Origin of the sequence: Salinisphaera hydrothermalis C41B8, from assembly GCF_000732535.1 — a bacterium.
GTDB classification, from domain to species: Bacteria; Pseudomonadota; Gammaproteobacteria; order Nevskiales; family Salinisphaeraceae; genus Salinisphaera; species Salinisphaera hydrothermalis.
Genome location: NZ_APNK01000002.1, coordinates 1 through 20799 on the forward strand (window position 1 = coordinate 1; position 20799 = coordinate 20799).

General features: G+C 57.5%; 15 protein-coding genes. 13 read left to right on the top strand and 2 right to left on the bottom strand.

Annotated elements, in window-relative coordinates:
• Positions 1-37: 37 nt before the first annotated feature.
• Both C41B8_RS01635 and C41B8_RS01640 read right to left on the bottom strand, forming a co-directional pair.
• Entirely contained in the window at positions 38-1138 is a 1101-nt protein-coding gene (locus C41B8_RS01635) for a cryptochrome/photolyase family protein (RefSeq protein WP_051882705.1), read from the bottom strand.
• Entirely contained in the window at positions 1135-2703 is a 1569-nt protein-coding gene (locus tag C41B8_RS01640; RefSeq protein ID WP_037333219.1) for a cryptochrome/photolyase family protein, read from the bottom strand. The genes C41B8_RS01635 and C41B8_RS01640 overlap by 4 nt, the downstream gene beginning before the upstream one ends.
• 981 nt (positions 2704-3684) lie before the next feature.
• On the opposite strand from C41B8_RS01640, the gene C41B8_RS01645 reads away from it, so the two are divergent.
• The 13 genes from C41B8_RS01645 to C41B8_RS20330 all read left to right on the top strand — a co-directional run bounded on the left by C41B8_RS01645 (position 3685) and on the right by C41B8_RS20330 (position 20719).
• The gene (locus tag C41B8_RS01645) at positions 3685-4482 is read left to right on the top strand and encodes an NAD-dependent deacylase (RefSeq protein WP_037333222.1); all 798 of its coding nucleotides are present in this window, start codon (positions 3685-3687) and stop codon (positions 4480-4482) included.
• A gap of 36 nt (positions 4483-4518) precedes the next feature.
• Complete coding sequence (gene cysC / locus C41B8_RS01650; RefSeq protein ID WP_037333224.1) at positions 4519-5157, top strand: adenylyl-sulfate kinase; 639 nt, start codon at positions 4519-4521, stop codon at positions 5155-5157.
• Positions 5158-5186: 29 nt separating this feature from the next.
• Entirely contained in the window at positions 5187-5747 is a 561-nt protein-coding gene (locus C41B8_RS01655) for a hypothetical protein (protein WP_232225968.1), read from the top strand.
• 137 nt (positions 5748-5884) lie between these two features.
• Positions 5885-6322: a low molecular weight protein-tyrosine-phosphatase gene (locus C41B8_RS19935; protein ID WP_084188373.1), complete on the top strand. Its 438-nt coding sequence runs from the start codon at positions 5885-5887 to the stop codon at positions 6320-6322.
• A 109-nt stretch (positions 6323-6431) separates the two neighbouring features.
• On the top strand, positions 6432-7706 hold the full coding sequence (locus C41B8_RS19940) for a polysaccharide biosynthesis/export family protein (RefSeq protein WP_084188374.1): 1275 nt from the start codon (positions 6432-6434) through the stop codon (positions 7704-7706).
• A gap of 53 nt (positions 7707-7759) precedes the next feature.
• The gene (locus C41B8_RS01665) at positions 7760-10018 is read left to right on the top strand and encodes a polysaccharide biosynthesis tyrosine autokinase (RefSeq protein WP_037333230.1); all 2259 of its coding nucleotides are present in this window, start codon (positions 7760-7762) and stop codon (positions 10016-10018) included.
• Positions 10019-10565: 547 nt separating this feature from the next.
• A complete protein-coding gene (locus C41B8_RS01670) occupies positions 10566-11795 on the top strand; it encodes an NAD-dependent epimerase/dehydratase family protein (RefSeq protein WP_037333233.1) in 1230 nt (409 codons plus the stop codon).
• A gap of 45 nt (positions 11796-11840) precedes the next feature.
• On the top strand, positions 11841-13121 hold the full coding sequence (locus C41B8_RS19225) for a lipopolysaccharide biosynthesis protein (protein ID WP_051882707.1): 1281 nt from the start codon (positions 11841-11843) through the stop codon (positions 13119-13121).
• A gap of 159 nt (positions 13122-13280) precedes the next feature.
• Positions 13281-14537: a glycosyltransferase family 4 protein gene (locus tag C41B8_RS01680; RefSeq protein WP_084188375.1), complete on the top strand. Its 1257-nt coding sequence runs from the start codon at positions 13281-13283 to the stop codon at positions 14535-14537.
• Between the two features lie 52 nt (positions 14538-14589).
• Positions 14590-15738, top strand: a complete 1149-nt coding sequence (locus C41B8_RS01685) for a glycosyltransferase family 4 protein (protein ID WP_037333237.1) — start codon at positions 14590-14592, stop codon at positions 15736-15738.
• A complete protein-coding gene (locus C41B8_RS01690) occupies positions 15735-16625 on the top strand; it encodes an FkbM family methyltransferase (protein ID WP_198025000.1) in 891 nt (296 codons plus the stop codon). The genes C41B8_RS01685 and C41B8_RS01690 overlap by 4 nt, the downstream gene beginning before the upstream one ends.
• 275 nt (positions 16626-16900) lie before the next feature.
• Positions 16901-17988 (top strand): IS3 family transposase gene (locus C41B8_RS01700; protein WP_232225969.1). Its coding sequence is split into 2 segments (ribosomal slippage): positions 16901-17162 and positions 17162-17988, totalling 1089 coding nucleotides; the frame shifts between segments, so codons are not numbered across the junction.
• 1312 nt (positions 17989-19300) lie between these two features.
• Positions 19301-20719 carry a hypothetical protein gene (locus tag C41B8_RS20330; RefSeq protein WP_156962373.1) on the top strand — a complete coding sequence of 473 codons (1419 nt, stop codon included), beginning with the start codon at positions 19301-19303 and terminating at the stop codon, positions 20717-20719.
• The last annotated feature ends 80 nt before the right edge of the window (positions 20720-20799 follow it).

Below are 20799 nucleotides of genomic sequence, written 5' to 3' on the forward strand. Positions count from 1 at the left end.
GGTCAATTTTCAATCGGCGTTTCAAGACCAAAAGGGGTCACTTTTCAGTCGGCGTTGACATCTTGGTGAGGAAAGAGGCCACCGTCATCCGCAGCCGGTTATGCATATAGCCGGTGGCCCAGAGTTCGCGCATACCGGCATCCACCATGGGAATACCCGTTTGGCCGGCCCGCCAGGCATCGAGCGCCTCGTCGTCCTCGATCCACGGAAAGTGTCTAAAGCGCTGATCCAGCGGCTCGCGCGGCGTATCCGGAAAATGAAACAGCACATGATGCGCGAATTCGCGCCACCCGATTTCGCTCTGAAAACTTTCGATATGCGGGCGTGGTGCTGGGCTCGCGTGTTCGTCGAGCCACTCATCGGTGCGATGCATCACCTGATGGGGGCTGATTTCACCGAAATGCAGATGCGGCGAAAGATACGACGTGCCCTGTACAGACGGCCGATCCCGCTCTTCGTCGTAGCGCTCGGCCGGCGCGTCCAGAAACGCTTCGAGCCGCCGCTGAGCGCCGGATTCTCCGGGCTCCCAGCGCTGGCGGATGCCGTCGTCCCAGCGCACGCTTGGCAATAAATCGAGTTCGGCGATCTCGAGTGTGCCGATACGCGACCCGACCGGCGGTAGCTCGGTGGGCCGGGGTAGTGGGGCGCGGCGCGGCTCCTGCTTGATGCACTTCCAGAACGGGGTAAACACCTTGTACGGGGCGCCCTGACGGGTGGCAATCTGCCAGGGCTCGAATAACAGATGGGCCTGGAAACTCGCCACATGCAGGTCGCCGCGCCGGTTCAACGCCTGCTTGATCTGTTTGTCGCGCGCCACGACGAGCGGGTCATACAGCCGGTTCCAGAATACCGCGCTGGCGCCGGATTCCTCGATGAGCCTCTCGAGCGCGTCGAGCGACGGCCCGCGACGCACGACAAGTCGTGAGCCGATGGCGTCCAGTTCGTTGCCGAGCGCGGTGAGCGATTCGTGCAACCACACCCGTTGGGCACCGCCCTCGGCCCAGTCGCCCCGCTCCTCGGGGGCATGAATGAATACTGGAACGATGCCGTCGTAGCCCCCGTCGACGGCAGCGCGCAAGGCGGGGTTGTCGGCCAGCCGGAGGTCGCGGCGAAACCAGACGATGGCGCGATTCTTCATAGGAATTCCTGTGCTTCGATACGGCGTTTCAGTTCGCGTGCCCGATCGCGAAGCGCGGCCATGAAGTCCGCATCCTCGCGTTTCTTTTCCAGGTTCTTGACCTGAAACACCAGGCGTCGATTGTCGCGAAAGGCGTCGAGATTCCGGTCGAGAAAATCCCAGTAAAGCGTTGTAATCGGGCACGCCTGGTCGCCGATCGCGTGCTTGTAATGGAACCGGCAGTTTTTACAGTAATTGCTCATCTTGTTGATGTAATTACCGGATGCGCAATATGGTTTCGTGCCAACAAGGCCGCCGTCGCCAAACTGACTCATGCCGAGCGTATTGGGCAGGCTCGCCCAGTCGATGGCGTCCAGATACATGGCCATGTGCCATTCGTGGAAACGGTAGGGATGAACGCCCGCCACGAGCGCGAACAGGCCAAGCACCATCAGGCGTTGGATGTGATGTGCGTAGCCATGATCCAGCACGTTGGCCATCGCGTCGTGGATGCAGGCCATATCCGTTTCGCCGTCCCAGAACGCGCGTGGCACCGGCAGCTGGGCGCGCAACGCATTGCGATGCGCGTAACCGGGCATCTCATGCCAGTAGATGCCGCGCACGAATTCGCGCCAGCCGAGGACCTGGCGCACATAGCCTTCCACGCTGTTTAGCGGCGCGTGGCCGGCTCGGTACGCGGCCACGGCGGCATCGACACAATCGCGTGGATCGAGCAAATGCAGATTGAGCGCGGCCGACAAGCGTGAGTGATAGGCGAAATGCCGGCCCGTCCAGAGCGCATCCTGATAATCGCCGAACAGGGGAAGCCGATGCGCGATGAAATCGCGCAGTGCCGAGCGCGCTTCGTCGTGTGTCACCGGCAGATCGAATGGCTCGATATGACCGGGATGGCCACCAAAACGGGACGCCACCATGGCGATGACGTCGCGCGTGAGCGCGTCGGGTCGAAAACGTCGCACATGCGGCAGCTCGCCCGGGCCATCGCGGCCGAACGTCTCGCGATTGTCCTTATCGTAGTTCCACTGGCCGCCCTCCGGCTCGTCCTCGTCCATGAGGATGTTTTCGGCGCGGCGCATCGAGCGATAGAAATGCTCGAGCAGCAGCGTGTTGCGGCCGTTCGCCCATTCGTCGAAGGCATCCTGGCTGCAATAAAAATGACGATCGGGGCGCACCTGCAGGGCAAGGCCGTGCGATTCGGCGCATTCAGCCAGCATGGTCTGCACGCGATGATCCCCGCACTCGGTCATCACCAGCCGCTGCGGTGCGCACTTGTTGATGGCGACGGTCAGGATCGCGGCAAAATCGCGGCCGCTGTCGTGTCGCGCATCGGCCTCGAGGGCGTGGTACCAGACCTCGTAGCCGCGCTCGCGGAGGTCGTCGCGATGATGGCGCATGGCGGCGAAGAACAGCACCAGGCGTTGCTTGTGGCACCAGACGTGGGTCGCTTCGGTCTGGTTTTCCGCCATCCACACGATGTCGCGATCGGCGTCGTAATCGTCCAAGGCAGATAACCCCCGGTCGAGCTGATCGCCGAGCACGATCACGAGATTTCTGATCCGGCTCAAGCGGGTTCCCCTGTAGTTGTTGTGGCCTGATCGGCTACGCATGGCCAAGCGTACCGGATGAGGCCGACGTATCGCGGCCCGTCGAAGGCGGCGCCGTTATGGTCCCCAGCTCGCACATACCGGCCTGGCGCGTGTAGATCGGCTTAGGCCAAAGGCTGTAAGCCGACAGCGTCGACGCCCGTAATCGTTGATCCACGCCCGTCACCATCCCACCCACATGTCGGGTTACGCCTGCGGCTAACCCGACGTACGCAAACGGATGCCGCAGTACGAGTGCCAAGCGCCTCCATTTTCGCCCAGCCCGCGCAGGTCCCGCTCACCGCGTGTAGGTCGGCTTAGGCCAAAGGCCATAAGCCGACAGCGTCGCCGCCCATGATCGTTGATCCACGCCCGTCGCCATCCCGCCCACACGTCGGGTTACGCCTGCGGCTAACCCGACCTACGCAAACTGATGCCCCAGTAAGAGTGCGAAGCGCCTCCATTTTCGCCCAGCCCGTGCAGGTCCCGCTCACCGCGTGTAGGTCGGCTTAGGCCAAAGGCCGTAAGCCGACAGCGTCGCCGCCCATGATCTTTGATCCACGCCCGTCACCATCCCGCCCACCCGTCGGGTTACGCCTGCGGCTAACCCGACCTACGCAAACTGATGCCCCAGGTGCGAGTGCCACGCGCCTCCATTTTCGCCCAGCCCGCGCAGGCCCGCTCAGCGCGTGTAGGTCGGCTTAGGCCAAAAGGCCGTAAGCCGACAGCGTCGACGCCCGTAATCTTTGATCCGCGCTCGTCACTATCCCGCCCACATGTCGGGTTGCGGCTAACCGGACCCACTCAAACCGCAAAGCCTGCGTAGGTCGGCGTAGGCTAAGAGGCCGTAAGCCGACAAAAGCACGCCCACAGCCCGTTCAACCCGCCACACGCGTCGCATCACTCGGGGCGCAATCACGGCAACCCAAGACAGCCCCCGAAGCCCTCCGGCATACTGGGCGGATGTCTGACCCCCGCGGCGTATCGACCATCGACGACAGCATCGCGCAAGCGGCGAGGGTGCTTGGGTCGGCTTCGCGTGTACTGGTCATCACCGGCGCGGGCATGTCGGCCGACTCCGGGATGCCGACGTACCGCGGCGTTGGCGGGCTGTATGAAGAACAGTCGACGGCCGACGGCGTGGCCATCGAGGAAGCGCTGTCCGGCCCCATGTTCGAGCGCGACCCGGCGCTGACCTGGAAATACATCGCCCAGATCGAATCCGCATGTCGCGGCGCGCGGCCCAATGCGGGACATCACGCCATCGTGGATCTTGCCGATCATGTCGAGCATCTCTGCGTGGTCACGCAGAACGTCGACGGCCTCCATCGAGCCGCCGGCACGCGTGAACTCATCGAAATGCACGGCAATATTCATCGTCTGTTCTGCATTCGCTGCGGACAATCGCGGACGGTCCCGGATTACTCGAGGCTGATGCAGTGGCCGCCCCGGTGCGGGCGCTGTAACGGCTTAGAGCGTCCCGCCGTGGTGTTGTTCGAGGAGATGCTGCCGAGCTCGGCGTTGGAGCGATATCAGCGCGAGCTTGCCGGCGGATTCGATGTGGTGTTGATGATCGGCACCACAGCGGTTTTCGAATACATCGCGGCGCCGGTACGCGCCGCTGCTTCGGGGCAGGGCACGGCGATCGAAATCAACCCGGCCGATACGCCGGTCACAGCACTGTGCGATATAAAGTGTCCAGGGCCCGCGGCCGATGTGGTCCCGGCGATTGTCCAGCAGCTCGAAACCCGCGGGTTTTGAGCGCGTCTTGCATAGTCGAAAGGCAAACTCGAACCCATGAGCAACAACGAGAACCTGGTTTGGCACGAAGGCACGGTAAGCCGAAAACGACGGGAGGCGATCAATCGTCACCGCGGGCTAACAATCTGGTTTACGGGGCTGTCGGGATCGGGCAAATCCACCATATCGGTCGCGCTGGAAGAACGCCTCACCAACATGGGGTGTCGCACCTATCGTCTCGACGGCGATAACGTCCGCACCGGGCTCAACCGTGATCTATCGTTCACGCCGGAAGACCGGATCGAGAACATCCGGCGCATTGGAGAAGTCGCCAAGCTCTTTCGGGATGCCGGCGTGATCAATCTCACGGCGTTCATCTCGCCTTATCGCCGTGATCGGGAGATGGCGCGCGCGCTCTCCAGCGAAAACGATTTCGTTGAGGTGTTTGTCGACGCGCCGCTGGATGTTTGCGAGCAGCGTGATCCGAAAGGGCTGTACAAGAAGGCACGGGCGGGCAGCATTCCGAATTTCACGGGCATCAGTGCGCCCTACGAGCCGCCGGAGCATCCCGAAGTGCATCTGCACACAGCGGACAAGGACGTAAATGGCTGCGTCGATCAGCTTGTCGAATATTTGATTACGCAGGGGTATCTGGAGAATTCGCTCGTGGCCGCTGCCGGTGCCGGTTCCGCTTGATGATATCTGGTGTTTTTTTTCGTAGCGGCATGTCGGATAGCGTGTGCTATCCTGCCGCGCTTTCGACTCGAACCGCTGGTGCGAACCGTATGTTCATGATGCGCTTGGGCTTGCTGCTCATTTCGTCCGTTGCGCTTTCTGCTTGTAGTGTCCTCCATTTGGGGGACAGTGCTTCGGGCGTTTCGGTCGTTGGCAAGAACACCTACTGCGGAACGCCGTCGCAGCAGTCCGAAGCCCATTATTTCGCCACGCCCGGCGCGTTCCAGAACTGGATTGACTACCGCAACATCTCCGGCTTTAGCCCGAAAATGGCGCGCAACGGTGTGCTGGTCGTCGAAATGGGCCAGCGCCCGACGGGCGGTTACAACGTCAAGCTCGACGGCAAGAAGACCGGCCTCAAGAATGATGTGCTCACCGTGGGCATGGACTGGCACGCCCCACGGCTCGACGCCGCGGTGAGCCAGGCGATGATTACCGAATGTGTCGCGCTCCACCTGCCGCAAGGGCAATACAACAAAGTTCGCGTGGTGGACCAGCTCGGCAATCTGCGCGGTAGTGTGAATGTTTCCGGCAGCAAATCGAGTTCCTGATCGCGGCTCGATAGCCTCCCAGTATCTAGAGTTCGTCACGAGGCTGGAGATGAAAGTATTGAATGGCGTTTTTTGCGGCTCAAACGTTTTTGTGTGCTGCGAGCCAACATCTACGTGTTTAGATTTAGAGTGTTGAGATGCAATTGAACAGCCTGCTCTGCGTCTGTACAGGCAACATCTGTCGGAGTCCTTTGGCAGAGGGGTTGTTTCGGCGAGATACAGCGGGCCTAGATGTCGGCTCGGCCGGTATTGCGGCCGTCGTGAATGGCAGTATGCCGGATGCGGCGCGCGGGATAGCGGAGCGTGAGGGGCTTGATCTGGCGGCACATAGCGGTCGGCAACTGACCGAAATCATGCTCCGCGATTATGATCTAGTGCTGGTGATGGAAGATGGGCAGCGCCAGTGGATCGCCGAACGGTTTCCGGAAAGCCGCGGGCGAGTATTTATGATCAGCCATTGGCGTGGAGGAAACGATATCAAAGACCCCTATCGCCACCCGCGTGATGTTTTCGAGTCAAGTTATGCCGACATCGCAGAGTGCGTCGGAGACTGGTGCGATCGGCTTGGTAAGTAGTTGACTGGGGCCTGCGCCGCGCGTTAAGCGGCTGTCTTGGTTTGAGACGCATAAGGTCTGTCGCCGAAGTTGGCAGACCTGCGATAGTTAGTTAGGGGACGGATTGCTAATGCGAAGTATTGACGGCGCCTTGCCTGTGTGGATGTGCGCGAGTATGCGAGGCGCTGCGAGTGCTGCCGCATTGGCTCTATTGAGTTTGAGTGCGGGTTGTGCGATGCCCGGCTATAGTTCCGATGGCCTCAATGGGCCGGCGTGGTACAACTTCGGAGCGAGCCACGAATCCACATACCAGCAAAAGCAGAATCAGCAAAAGATCGACTATGAGCCGCGTCTGGTTAAGATCACGCCAAGTCTCATAGAGCAACAAAACCAGAAAAGATCTGAGCAGACTGTCACCCCGGCTGAAAAGAAAGTCAGTGTGCGGTCCAAAACCTCGGTTTATCGTTTGGGGCCGGGCGATGTGTTACAGGTTGTTGTTTACGGCCATCCGGAACTCACCAATCCGACGCAATCCACCAATAGCAGTGGCGATATTCAAGGCCAGCTGATTAACGCCGATGGGAAGTTGTACTTCCCTTACGTCGGGCAAATTAAAGCTGCCGGGCTAACGACTGCTCAATTAAGACAAAAGATAGTTACCCGTCTTTCTACTTATATTCGTGACCCGCAAGTGGATGTGCGAGTCATGAAATACCGTAGCCAGCATGTGTATATCTCGGGCGATGTAAGTAAGCCTTGTACCGTACCAATCACAGATATCACGCTAACGCTGTTAAGCGCACTTGATCAGTGTCAGTCGCTGAGCGGCTCAGGCTCGGCCGCTCGAGGTAGCACGAGTTCGGGAGCGACCAGTGTCGGCGTGCAAAATGTCGTGCTTGTGCGCAATGGCCATAGGACGCGTCTAGATCTGAATCAAATCTACTCAGCCGGTCGGTCGGTGCCGCTGCAGGCAAATGACCATTTGCTGATAGACGATAGTGCCAACCGGGTATTTATGGTGGGCGAATTCTCGAAACAGATGGCGCTTCCATATTCGACTGGCGGAATGTCGCTTAACGATGCTATAGCGGACGCGGGCGGCGTAAGTCTCGATTCGGCAAATACCAGTGCAATTTATGTTATTCGCGGTTTGACCGACGAAACTTCAGTCAATTCGGAGAGCGGGCAGACCATTTCGCGTCCCACGGTGTATCGCCTGAACGCGAACTCGCCTGTTGGTCTCGTGTTGGCGAATCAGTTTGAACTGAAGCCACGCGATATCGTATATGCGGCGCCGGCAAGTCTCGTGAATTTCAACCGGGCCTTCGCACAAATCACGCCTGCGCTCAACACCATATTCCAGACCTTGCTGATCTACAGCCGTGCCAACAACGGCGGCCTTTAGGGAGCGTTTGTAGTTTGATTAACGAATCGCCCGGCAACCCGCCGAGTCATCAAATGTCCTACGAGCCGCGAACCGAGGAGGCGCCCAGCGACGAAATCGATCTCGTACGCCTCTGGGCGATCCTGTCCGCCGGCAAATGGAAGATAGCGGCGTGCGTGCTGGCCGCTATCGTGCTGGCCGTGTTCTACCTATGGGCAACCCTACCCACCTACAGCGCGAACGCGTTGTTACAGGTCGAGACGAACCAGCCCGCCTCGCCGTTGCAGGGGCTCACCTCTCAGCTCGGCCAGATCACCGGGCAAAGCACGAGCATCGCGGCGCCCGAGATGCAGATCATGAAATCCCGCTCGGTCATTGGCCAGACCGTGCGGGACCTCGGCCTGGATATCGTCGCCAAACCGGATTATTTCCCCGTGATTGGCCACGCGATAGCGAAAAGCCGCAAGCCGACCAAGGCCAGTGCCGCGGCGGTGCCGGCGAGCCAGGGGTTCTGGTTTTCGCACTATGCCTGGCAGCCGGCACACATCAAGGTGACGCGCTTCGACGTGCCCCACGCATTGCTCGGCAAACCGTTCGATCTACGCGCGCTGGGCGACGGTCAATATGTATTGTATGGCCCCGAGGGGTCGAAGATCCTCAAAGGCCAGGTCGGCAAGGCGGCGAGTGGCCATACGCCCGACGGCCAGGCGGTCGGGCTTTTCGTGCAAACGTTGCACGTCGCCGCGCCGCCGACGGATTTTACCGTCACGCACAATGCCTGGCTCTCGACGGTCAACGGCCTGTCGAAAAAGCTCAGCGTCTCCGAGCGGGGTAAGGACACGGGCATTGTCCAAATCGCGTTACAAGGCCACGATCGGCATCACATCACGCAGCTCGTGAACGCCATTGCCAACAATTATCTGCAACAGAATGTCGAAGCCCAGTCGGAGCAAGCCAAGAAAAGCCTGGACTTCCTGAACAAGCAGCTACCCAAGCTCAAGTCCGACGTACAGACCGCTGAACGTAAGCTCGCGAACTACCAACAAAGCAACGGCCAACCGGTGGACCTGAACGAGGCGGCGCAATCCCTCCTCAAGCAAGGGGTGGATCTGCAAAACCAGCAGTCCAAGCTCAAGATGAAACTGGCCGAATTGCGCCAGACCTACACCGGCAAGCACCCGGCGCTGGAAGCCGCGCGCGATCAGATGGCGCAACTCAAACAACAAGAAAAACAGCTACAAAAGAAGATCAACAAGCTGCCGGACGCCGAAAAAGCCATCCTGCGGCTTAAACGCAACGTGAAAGTCAAGACACAGCTCTACACCACGTTGCTCGACCGCGCCCAGCAACTGCGTGTCATGAAGGCGGGGACCGTCGGCAACGTGCGTATCGTCGACCCGGCGGTCCCGCCGGTTAAACCTGTTGCGCCCAGCAAAAAACTGGCGCTGATTCTGGCCGTGCTGCTGGGCGGCATCGTCGGCGTGGGGCTGGTGTTGCTGCAAGCCGCTTTGCGCCGCGGTATCAACGACCCGAGCGAGATCGAAAACCAGCTTGGCCTGCCGGTTTACGCCGTCGTACCGTTCAGTAATTGGCTGGAACGCCGTGCGCGCAGAGCTGAAAGGCAAGGGTTGCCGACCCCTGTGCTTGCCCGTGACCATGGCGACGATGTGTCTGTAGAAGCGCTGCGTAGTCTTCGAACTAGCCTGTACTTTGCTCAGATGGAGTCGGGCAGCAACGTCATCCTGATCACTGGCCCAGCACCCGGCGTCGGTAAGTCGTTCATTAGCGCCAATCTCTCCTGGCTGCTGGGCGACACCGGGCAACGCGTTATTGTAGTCGACGCTGATATGCGTAAAGGTCGGCTTCACGCCTTTACTGAAGGGCGGCAACGCGAACCTGGTTTGTCCCAAGTGCTCACCGGCCAAGTTAAGTTCGAAGATGCGGTGCGCAATATAGGTGAGCAAGACAATGTGCAATTGCTCACCAGTGGTCAGATACCTCCGAACCCGTCCGAGTTGCTAATGCGGCAGTCATTTGGTGAACTCATCGAGCGGCTCAAACAAGAATACGATCTTGTGATTATCGACGCGCCGCCGATCCTGGCGGTGACAGACGCCGCCGTCATCGCTGCGGCAACGCCCGGAATTGTCACGTTCATGGTGGCTCGCGCGGGCGTCCATCCTATGGCCGAACTGGAAGAAAGCGTCAAGCGGTTCTCCCGCCAGGATCGCAAAATCGCGGGTGTGGTGTTCAACGCCTATCGCCAATCACACGCCAAGTCGGCTGGGGTCTATGGCGGCTATTACGAGTACGAATACAAGGCCTCCAGCTGAGTAAGCGGTAAAGTTGAACGCGGTGGTCGGCGAGATTCGCAAGGAAACGTGTGGGAATTACCTGTTGGCAAGCAACCGATTATCGCAATGCTGGCGCGGCAACTCCTTTAGGAGCGGCGCCCGCCGCGATGGAACGTTCCGCCGTGCCACGCCGAACCTCGAATCAACCGGATCGCAGCTTCTACAGGTGGCCAAGTCAGCCCCGAGGCTGATCGAAACCCTGTCGGCGAATCGATATCGTGGTCTACGACCGCCGGGGGGCTACGTGCGATCGACGCCCATGCAGGGCAAGCTGGGGTCCCCTTGTGGGCGCGATCACGTCGGCCACCCCGGAGATCTGGCGACGGCGCTTGAACGCTCATGCCGGTTTAGCCAACGTATGAATAGCCATCACAGTGCCATTCGCAATTATGGCGTGACGCGGCGCGCCTCGGGGCCGATCTGTCCGAAAGCGTTTTGGTTGACGGAAAAACGAATTCAAAACGGGGTCAAAGCTGGTGCGGATCCCTGCTTACTCACCGAAAAACCACAACCTGAAGCTCAAGATATGAAAATATTGATTCTCGGTGGCGATGGATTTTGCGGCTGGCCCACGGCCCTACATCTATCGTCTTTAGGTCACGAAATCGCAATCGTGGACAACCTCTCCCGTCGCCAGATCGACATCGAGCTCGAATGCGAATCACTCACGCCTATCCGGCCGATGGGCGAGCGCCTGCGGGCATGGAGGGAAGTATCGGGCCGAGAGATTTTATTTTATAACTTCAGCGTTGCGCGTAATTATCAGCGCCTGCTTGATCTGATCAACGGCTGGCAGCCGCATGCTGTGGTCCATTTCGCCGAGCAGCGCGCTGCGCCGTATTCGATGAAGTCGAGCCGGCACAAGCGCTATACGGTGGACAACAATCTCAACGGCACCAATAACCTGTTGGCGGCGATTGTCGAAAGCGGTCTGGATATCCATGTGGCTCATCTGGGCACCATGGGCGTCTACGGCTATGGCACCGCGGGCATGAAGATTCCGGAAGGCTATCTCACAGTCAAGGTCGAAACAGAAGACGGTGAGTTAGTTGAGAACGAGATCCTGTATCCGCCCAACCCCGGCAGCATCTACCACATGACGAAAACCCAGGATCAGCTCCTGTTCGCGTACTACAATAAAAACGATCACGTTCGCGTAACCGACCTGCACCAGGGTATTGTTTGGGGCACGCAGACAGCGGAAACGCGGCACGATGAGCGGTTGATCAACCGTTTTGATTACGATGGCGACTACGGCACCGTGCTTAACCGTTTTCTCATGCAAGCGGCGGTAGGCTACCACCTGACGGTCCACGGCACCGGTGGCCAAACGCGGGCATTCATCCATATCCAGGACACGGTGCGCTGTATCCAGCTTGCGCTGGAAAATCCGCCCGACAGCGGCGACAAGGTGCACATTCTTAATCAGATGACGGAGACGCATCGAGTCCGGGACTTGGCTCGCATGGTTACGGAGCGGACCGGCGTGGAAGCCGAGTATCTGGACAATCCGCGCAATGAAGCCGACGAGAACGAGCTGCACGTGGCGAACGACCGCTTTCTGCACTTGGGCCTGGAACCGATAACGCTAGGCGAAGGCCTGATGGAAGAGGTGACGGAGGTCGCGCGCAAATACGCTCATCGCTGCGACAAGAGCAAGATTCCGTGTGTGTCGTTGTGGCGCAGTCAGCCTGAGTCATCGATGCAACCGTCAGATGCCAGCGATGCGTACCCTACTCATCCTGACAACGGCTAAGACAGGCACATCGGCAATATCTTGGTGGTGAAGAGTATGTGATTCATGCGACGAGCGATTTTCTACACCACAGGCACGCAACTGCTGATCCAGCTCATAGGCTTGGGCACGGGAGTGTTGGTGGCGCGCCTGCTTGGGCCCGATGGTCGCGGTGCACTCGCCGCGGTCATTAGCTGGACATCCATGTTTGCTTATCTAGGTAACCTTGGTTTGCCGGTCGCGATAACGTATGCGTCTGCACGCTACCCGATGCAACGACATCAATTGCTGGGTAATGCGACGGTGCTGGCAGCCTGCCAGTGGGTGTTTCTTGGATTGTTGGGCTGGTTGGTGCTTCCCGGGGCGCTGGCTGGTCATGGCGCTGCCCTCGGTAATCTGGCGGTGTTGTATTTGTGCGCGTACCTGCCGCTCAATCTGTTGACGCTATATGCCAATGCGATTCAGCAGGGGGCGGGGCGCTATGCGTCCTTTAATGCCGTGCGAGTGAGCGTGCCTTTAGGTTATGCGCTGATCTTGCTGGGACTGTGGATGACGCACCACATCCGAGTAACCACCGTTGTCACTGCCAATCTCGCAAGTAATGCCCTCGCGGCGATTCTTGCGTTGTCGCTCACGGTGCCCATGCTGTTACGGCTGTGTCGACAAGTTGAAACACGCTGGTTTGACAGGAAAAGCCTGCGCCGCGAGCTGAGATATGGCGTTTCAGCCCAACTGGGTACGCTGCAACCCTTCACCGGCTTACGGATCGACGTGTTGGCGCTTACCTTGTTGGTTTCTACGCACGATATTGGCCTGTACATCGCAGCGCTGGCGGCCGCCAACCTCATTCGTGCACAGGGTTTTGCCCTGGGGCAGGTGGTGCTGCCCGAAATTGCCAAGTGTGGCAACGCTGCAGACCAATGGCGGGTGCTTCGTCGCTTCCTCCTGCTGGCGGCAGGTGGGGGCACTCTGGCTACGGTTGTCGTCATGTTTTGGGCTGTCGACCTGTTGCGACTCGTATACGGCGAGGCGTTCACTGCGGCGGCCCTCATGCTTAAAATCCTCTGTATCGCAGGTACGCTCGGCGCCTTATACAGGGTGATTGCGGACGGCCTGCGTGGCATGGGCCTGCCCATGGTATCGACCATTGCTGAACTGGTCGGCCTCACGATTGGGGTGGTTACGCTTATTGTCTGCGTGCCGACATGGGGGCAAGAAGGTGCCGCCTATGGTGTCCTTGCTGCGTCCGCAACGTCCCTGTGTGTAGCCGTGTGGATGGCGTTTCGAGCGCGACGTATTGCTCTCGGCGGGGGAGAAGTCGCCATGTCTGGAGGAGCTTCAACATGAATCACGCAAAGGCTTCAGGCCGTATGCTCCTGCTGTGTGGAACATTGTCCACCGTGCTGGTTACGACGCTGCTGGCCATGGCGGGCAGTCGCTTTCCTCTCGGCGCCAGATTCACTCCACACTCATCACATCCGCTAAGTGGGCGATCCCGAATTCATAATGATCTTAATCATCAACAGTTCTTTTCCCGAGTTGAATCAATTGGCCGCAGGTTTGGCCGAAATGAACGTCCTCTCGTGCTACGTCCGCCCATATACCAATCTTGATCGGTGGGGGGAACATTTATTGGAGCGAGTGCCTGTCCTAGGCAGCATATATGTGAAGTCCTTCGGTAGGCGTCGCATGCCAGAAGGACTAAATGCCACGCATGTGCGGCAGGTAGGTCTAGGTTGGGATTTTACATTGGCCTTGTGGTCAAAGCTTCCTGCTTGGATACCATTTCATCGGTCACTGCGCGGGCGAATCATTTATCTGCTCGGAAGCGCGGTCGAGCGTTCTGGAGCTCACGCGTCGAGGGATTCGACCGTAACGGCGGTGGTGGCTACTTGGGGCTGCGCCGAGTCAGCATTTCGGATAGCGAAGGAGCGGGGTGCTGTTTGCGTACTCAACTATTCGTTAGCCCATCATGCCTTCACCCGCCGCTATCTGCAGGATGAAGCCGCTCGCGAACCTGAGTTCGCCGCCACCCTGAACAGCCATGAGCGACCCGCTTGGCAGATGGAACAGTTGGATCGGGAGATTGAGCTGGCTGACCATATTCTGGTTGGCTCAAGCTTCGTTCGCGACACGTTCATTTCCGAAGGCGTGCCTATGGAAAAGTTGGAGGTAATTCCTTACGGGGTGGATACGTCTCTATTCCACCCCGACGGGCGAAGGCAGGCACAAGATGAAAGCTTTAATATCGTTTTTGTCGGACAATTGAGCCAGCGAAAGGGCCTTTCCTATCTGCTTAAGGCCTATCAGGAGATTCGCGATCAGAACACCTCACTGACCTTGGTCGGCCAGATGCAGGACGATGGTTCGGCACTGAAGCCATGGAGGCACTTGCTCCGGCATGTACCTCATCTGCCACGCGCACAGCTTGCCGAGGTATTGCAGTGCGCGGATGTGTTTGTATTTCCCACACTTGTCGAGGGGATGCCGCTTTCCGTCGTTGAGGCAATGGCCAGCGGCCTACCCGTGGTGACCACGCCGAATGGGCCAGGCGACATCGTTCGCGACGGCGTAGAGGGGTATATCATTCCGCCCCGCGACGTCGATGCCCTAGTGGCTCGACTGCGCCAGCTCAAGGGTGATAAAGCATTACTTCAATCTATGGGAGACAACGCGGTGAAGCGATCAAAAGCCTTCACTTGGACCGTCTACAGGAAAACTGTAGTGGCACGCGTGTCGGAATGGGCTGGATTGCAACGCTGACACGCACAAGAGCCTACAATTTCGCACAGCCAACCCTCTTTCCTATTGTCTGATGAGCGTAAAATTCCGAAACAAACCTGTGGTTGTTTATTGGAACAACATCCCCTCGCCCTACATGGTCGAGCGATTCAACGCCTTGGCCGACCGGGATGCCTTCGATTTTGAGGCCTGGTTCAACGACCGAGTGGAGCCGGATCGCAGCTGGACTGTGGACGAGAGTACCTGGCGGTTTCGTTATCGCTACGTGCCCAGCACGCGCCTCGCGGGGAGGATATTGCATTGGCCTTGGCTGGTGTTGGGGCGTCGGCCCGATGTATTGGTAAGCCTGTATGCAGAGCCGTCGTTCCTGATTGGCTGGGCTCTGGCCAGGTTGCGCGGCGCGAAAACGGCGTTTTGGTGCCAAGTCACGATGGATCGTTGGGTGACGCGAAAGGCTTGGAAGAATTCAGTTAAAAAATTGGTGTTCCCGCGTGTCGACGCGACGTTGGGCAGTGGCGAGCAAAGCCGCACCTTTGCCATGCAGTTTGGTACCCCTGCTGACAGGGCCATGTGCCTGCCGCATTCGATCGATGTTACTCACTATATGAGTGGAGCTATCGAAGCGCGGCCTGACAGAAATATATTGCGGGCTGATCTGCAGCTTAAGGGTACGACCTTCATCTACGTCGGACGCCTTTGGTGGGGGAAGGGTGTCAACTATTTGCTGGACGCGTTCGCCATGGTGCAGCGTCAGAGCGCCGAGGAAGTGAGTTTGCTGCTCGTCGGCGATGGGTCGGAGGAAGCTGCACTACGGGAAACTTGTACTGCGCGGGGTATCCGCAACGTGGTGTTTGCGGGCTTCAAACAAAAGCCGGAGTTGCCCGAGTATTACGCCGCCTCCGATGTGTTCGTGTTTCCGACGCTGGGCGATCCCTATGGTCTGGTGGTGGATGAGGCCATGGCCTGTCGATTGCCCGTGATCAGCACCAGCGCAGCCGGTGAGATTCGCGATCGCGTCGAGGAAGGTGTCAACGGCTATATCGTGCGGCCGGAAGATAGTGCCGTGCTGGCGTCGGCGATGCTTAAACTGAGTCAGGACGAGGGCCTGCGCGAACGCATGGGGCAGGTGTCTGCGGAAAAAATCCAGTGTCACACGCCGGAAAAATGGGCCGAGGATTTCGAGCACATTGTTGCGACATTGCTGGCGGAGAAATCACGGTGAAACTCTTTGCACCATGGCAGACCATTCGTCACTACTTGAGTCATCCATTGGGCCGTCGTGACCGTGTGGGTACGCTGCGTCGGATGTTTCGCTGGCAAGTAGGCAGTCGTCTGCTGCAGCAGCCCTGTGCAATGCCTTTTATGGGCGAAACACGGCTGCTCGTTCGCAGGGGCATGCACGGCGCAACAGGCAATGTGTACGTCGGACTGATGGAGTTCGAAGACATGGCATTCGTTCTGCACTTTCTTCGTGCGGATGACGTGTTCCTCGATGTCGGCGCCAATGTCGGTGTCTACAGCATCCTGGCGGCCAGCCGTGGTGCGGATGTGCTAGCGATGGAGCCGGTGCCTTCGACGTTTGAATGGTTGCTTGATAACGTCTATTTCAATCGTTTCAACGATCGGATCGTTGCACGGAATATCGGCGTGGGACGTGAATCTGGTCAGGTGAGATTTACGAGTGATGTGGGGGGGGCGACTAATCACGTATTGACTGAAGCGGATGCGATCGGCAATGCAGTCGAGGTGCCCGTTTTGCCTCTTGACGATCTAGCGACCGAGGCGGCGATGCTGAAGATAGACGTCGAGGGTTTTGAGGCGGAAGTCATCCAAGGGTCAAAAGATTTGCTCGCTACCGACGCCTTAAAGGCAGTGTTGATCGAACTGAATGGCCTGGGCGCACGCTACGGCTTCAACGATGAAGACATTCACCATCAAATGGGGGGTTACGGTTTTGTGCCAATGCGCTATGACCCCTTCACCCGCGCACTGACGCGGCTATCTGGTCGCAACAAGAGCGGAAACACACTTTATATTCGGCCATCCGTATCGCTAGAGCAAAGGTTGCGCGCTGCCCCGGCTGTAACATTTGGAAGTGCGACATTTTGAACGAGGGAAATTCAAATATGCGGGTATCGCGCAGACCCCCCCCGCCTCGCAGACTTGTTCGGCGATATCGCGGCTGTCGCTGCGAGCGACGCACAGTCAGGAGCCTCTATACAGAGCCAATGCAGAGAAGGTTCATGGCGATACGCTGGGAAAAAATGCTCCGACGAACTCGAGCATATCTACGAGAGAGCGTTGGCAGTGGAATGGTAATCCCCCCAGAAAAGAGTGCAGGTCAAAAGTGGAATTTTCTCGTAATCTAACCCGAGGAGGTTCCCGTGAAGACATCGCGTTATACCGACAGCCAGATTCTGGCGATCTTGAAGCAGGCCGAGGCCGGCACGCCCGTACCGCAGCTGTGCCGTGAGCACGGCATGAGCTCCGCCACGTTCTACAAGTGGCGCAGCAAGTATGGCGGCATGGACGCCTCGCTCATGGCCCGCATGAAAGAGCTGGAGGACGAGAACCGCCGGCTCAAGAAGATGTACGCCGAGGAGCGGCTCAAGGCCGAGATCGTGCAGGAAGCCCTGGCAAAAAAATGGTGAGGCCATCTCGTCGACGTGAGATGGCCCGACACAGCGTGCGTGAATACGGGATCAGCATCCGGCTGGCCTGCGTGGCGTTTTCGATCAGCCGGACCTGCTATCGCTATCAGCCGACGTTGTCGGATGAGAACGCCGAGATTGCTGACTGGCTGATCCGCCTGACCGATCATCAGCGCAACTGGGGGTTCGGCCTGTGTTTCCTGTATCTGCGCAACGTCAAGGGTTTTCGCTGGAACCACAAGCGCGTGTATCGGATCTATCGCGAGCTGGAACTCAATCTGCGGATCAAGCCGCGCAAGCGCTTGAAGCGAGACGCACCGGAGAAACTGGCCGTGCCGACGGCGTCCAACCAGAGCTGGTCGATGGACTTCATGCACGACCAGCTGAGTGATGGCCGCAGCTTCCGGCTGTTCAACGTCATCGACGACTACAACCGCGAAGGCCTGGGGATCGAAGTCGATCTGTCGTTGCCCTCAGCCCGGGTCATTCGCAGCCTGGAGCAGATCATCGAATGGCGCGGCAAGCCGGCCGCCATTCGCTGTGACAACGGCCCGGAATATATCAGTGGCGCGTTGATCAAATGGGCCGCCAAGCGCAAGATCCGGCTCGACTATATTCAGCCGGGCAAGCCGCAGCAGAACGCCTACGTCGAACGCTATAATCGAACGGTTCGCTACGACTGGCTCAATCAGCATCTGTTCGAGTCCATTGCTCATGCTCAGGACGCTGCGACGCGTTGGCTCTGGACTTACAATCACGAGCGGCCAAACATGGCGCTCGGCGGCATCACACCCATGCAGAAACTGAGTATGGCTGCTTAACTCCGCTTTTGATTTGCGCTAAAAACGGGGGGATTACCGAATCACGATGACCACTGGATGGAGCGCCAAAGTTGATTCCACTTCCCTTGTTCTGGATTGTTCGTGAAGATTACTGATACTGCGAGGTAACCAATTGTTGCGGTGGTACCGTTAATTGCGGTGATGGATTGGGGGCTATGCGACCTAACGCGACATTGCTAACCTGTTCCGATGGGTGCCATGAAATGATGGTGGCGACCTTGGGTCATGCCGGACGTGCACAGCCCACGCGCTGGGGTCTCCAACGGCTGATGCTGTCCGGCGAGCACAAGAGCGTGGAACCCATGGTGGCTCGGGGCACGCCTGACAGCGTTCCGCTCCGGGGCATCAGGCCGGCCGTGCATCATACGGTCGTCCATGCCAGCTGGGACGACGACGACTGCTGCTGCCGGCGAGCGGGTAATGCCGGAGCTGCTGCATGAAAATCTCGAGCCGGGCGTTCGGAAACTGTTGGCACGTTCCAGCGTGATCGTGCTGTGGCTCGGCCACGAGAACACCCGGCAAGGACACAGGCCACTATGTGGAAGCAGACCTCATCATGAAGAAGCGTTTGGTCGCGCGGCACGAATCGCAGGAACAGGCGCTACGCCTATATAAACCACCCTATAGTCGGATTGGCTTCCACCGGGCGCTATGATGAAGTGAGGCGCTGGTTTATCAAATGCTCATGCGGCGGGCGATCTGGTGCTTCACATAATCGAGTACCGGACCTAATTTAGCTTAAGCGAAGCTTCGCATTAGCGGAAGGGCTGACTGACTGCTGATACCCGGCGGGTGCTCACGCTAGCGCTGTCCTTGATTTCTTGATCGAAACGGCCGAAGTCAATGACCAAGAAACCTACGCCTCGCTCGGATACGTTCTTGAACGTCTGCGTACGGCGACATGGAAGCCATGCTGACGTTGAATCTGCATGAGCAGGATTAGCCATGAATCTGTTCGCCTGGAATGATGAGGTTTGCGGATCGCTTGTCGAACAACATGGCCCCGCCCTACATGGTCGAGCGATTCAATCCGTTGGCTGATCGCCGCGCGTTCGAGTTTAATGCCTGGTTCCATGACCGAGTCGAGCCGGATCGCAGTTGGATCGTGGAGGAGAGTATCTCGCGGTTTCGCTACATGTACGTGTCGGCACGCGTCTCGCGGGATAAGTATTGCACTCGCCCTGGGGTTGGCGTGGGGCCGACGGCCCGATGTGCTGGTAAGTCTGTTTCGGGGCAGTCATTCCTGATCGCCTGGCTGCGAGCTTAGTTACGCGGGGTAAAAACCGCGTTTTTGGACCGCGATGATATTCGAGCGCTCAATTTCTTCGTGCCAATTTTGAATTTGGAAGCTGCTTTCGCAATGTATTATTCGATTGATCTGATATTACTGGTGTTGAATGGGGCGGCGCTCTCGGTATTTCTATCACGGCCTGCACGTCACACGTTGTTGCTCATCGTGAATTCAATATATCTGACGATTGGTATTATTGGTTTTTGCTTTTATTCATATGGCATTGATTTGATTAATGTCCCCTTTTATAGGATCTTCGCGCGCTCGTCAGACTTTAATTCTATGTCTCTTTTTTTGTATTTATCAGCTTTGCTGGTCTTAAATATCACTAGTGCCGCTATAGAATTGCTACTGCCGAAGTTGAGAAGTTCGAAAAATTCCGTTGCTCGCGTTCGAGGCATGCGGTTCATCTCCATTAAAAAATCGACTTACTCGTTGGCTATTGTCTTAATGTTCTACACGATATACGTGTCTGGGCGTGGACTTGAAAATACATTGTTCGGTGGCGCATATCTTGCGCAAGATAATAGGGCGCTAACTTTAATTGGAACCGTTGGCATATTGCCGTCGGCCTTTATTTGTGGCTGGTGCGTTTCCGGATCACGACGTGTCGGCATAAAAATAATTTCGGTGATAATTGGGCTTTTATTTTGGGCGACGCTTGCAGGTCTCGCGACGCGTTTGTCCGCGTTATTTTGGGTCATGTTTGTCGGCGGACATATATACGGGAAAGGGTCGTTGCGTCGATCGAAGGCATTGATTTTCATTTTGGTCTTGATGTTGCCTAGTTTGTTAAGTATCCCGCTTTACATGCGCGGGAGTGCCGATCTAGGGTTGCTTAATTTGCCGGAATCTCTGCTTAGTTATATATCATTGCGAAGCTTTGCTTTTACGTGGTGGTTCTCTGTTATTTCAACGGTAGAGAATTTTACATTTGGTCTCCCGCTGGCGGGAATGGTTTATTCCTACGCCAAAATACCGGATATTTACTTTTGGACGGAAATTAATCCGCTTCCATCTTTCATTGGATTCCCGGGTCTTCCTGATTGGTATACAATCGCCCCTACGTTAACGATCCCCGACTATGCTTTTATTCCATACAATGGGATTGGCGAATTGGCCAATTACGGTTTCATATTTTTTTGCTCTTACTACATTTTGGCGAGCGTTGTAATAACTTTCTTTGATCGGAAAAAACGCTACTTTTCCGGATCGGCGGATGGGGCGTTCGGTGCGGGGGTGGTGAATCTTTGCTCCGTTTTGATTGCATTGTCGTTTTTATTATCTACCCAGTATGTACTGCGTGCGTCTACTAGGTTTTTTTATTATGCAATTTTCATTTATATAATTTATCGAATGGGCGGAAGGTTAGTAAGGATGTTTGTCCGCTCGACCGGAGGGAGTCTAAGAGGGCGCTGAGTCTTGCGCTGTCGCTGCAAATAGTGATTTATTGCGGCGAGTGGGCAGGCATGGGGCTGTAGTGTGGTAAAACAAACATG

Excerpts from the sequence above, each read along its gene's own strand:
- cysC (WP_037333224.1), top strand. The coding sequence starts at position 4,519 with ATGAGCAACAACGAGAACCTGGTTTGGCACGAAGGCACGGTAAGCCGA.
- C41B8_RS01685 (WP_037333237.1), top strand. The coding sequence starts at position 14,590 with ATGAGCGTAAAATTCCGAAACAAACCTGTGGTTGTTTATTGGAACAAC.
- C41B8_RS19940 (WP_084188374.1), top strand. The coding sequence starts at position 6,432 with ATGCGAAGTATTGACGGCGCCTTGCCTGTGTGGATGTGCGCGAGTATG.
- C41B8_RS01680 (WP_084188375.1), top strand. The coding sequence starts at position 13,281 with ATGATCTTAATCATCAACAGTTCTTTTCCCGAGTTGAATCAATTGGCC.
- C41B8_RS01645 (WP_037333222.1), top strand. The coding sequence starts at position 3,685 with ATGTCTGACCCCCGCGGCGTATCGACCATCGACGACAGCATCGCGCAA.
- C41B8_RS01670 (WP_037333233.1), top strand. The coding sequence starts at position 10,566 with ATGAAAATATTGATTCTCGGTGGCGATGGATTTTGCGGCTGGCCCACG.
- C41B8_RS01655 (WP_232225968.1), top strand. The coding sequence starts at position 5,187 with ATGTCGGATAGCGTGTGCTATCCTGCCGCGCTTTCGACTCGAACCGCT.
- C41B8_RS19935 (WP_084188373.1), top strand. The coding sequence starts at position 5,885 with ATGCAATTGAACAGCCTGCTCTGCGTCTGTACAGGCAACATCTGTCGG.
- C41B8_RS19225 (WP_051882707.1), top strand. The coding sequence starts at position 11,841 with ATGCGACGAGCGATTTTCTACACCACAGGCACGCAACTGCTGATCCAG.
- C41B8_RS01635 (WP_051882705.1), bottom strand. The coding sequence starts at position 1,138 with ATGAAGAATCGCGCCATCGTCTGGTTTCGCCGCGACCTCCGGCTGGCC.
- C41B8_RS01665 (WP_037333230.1), top strand. The coding sequence starts at position 7,760 with ATGTCCTACGAGCCGCGAACCGAGGAGGCGCCCAGCGACGAAATCGAT.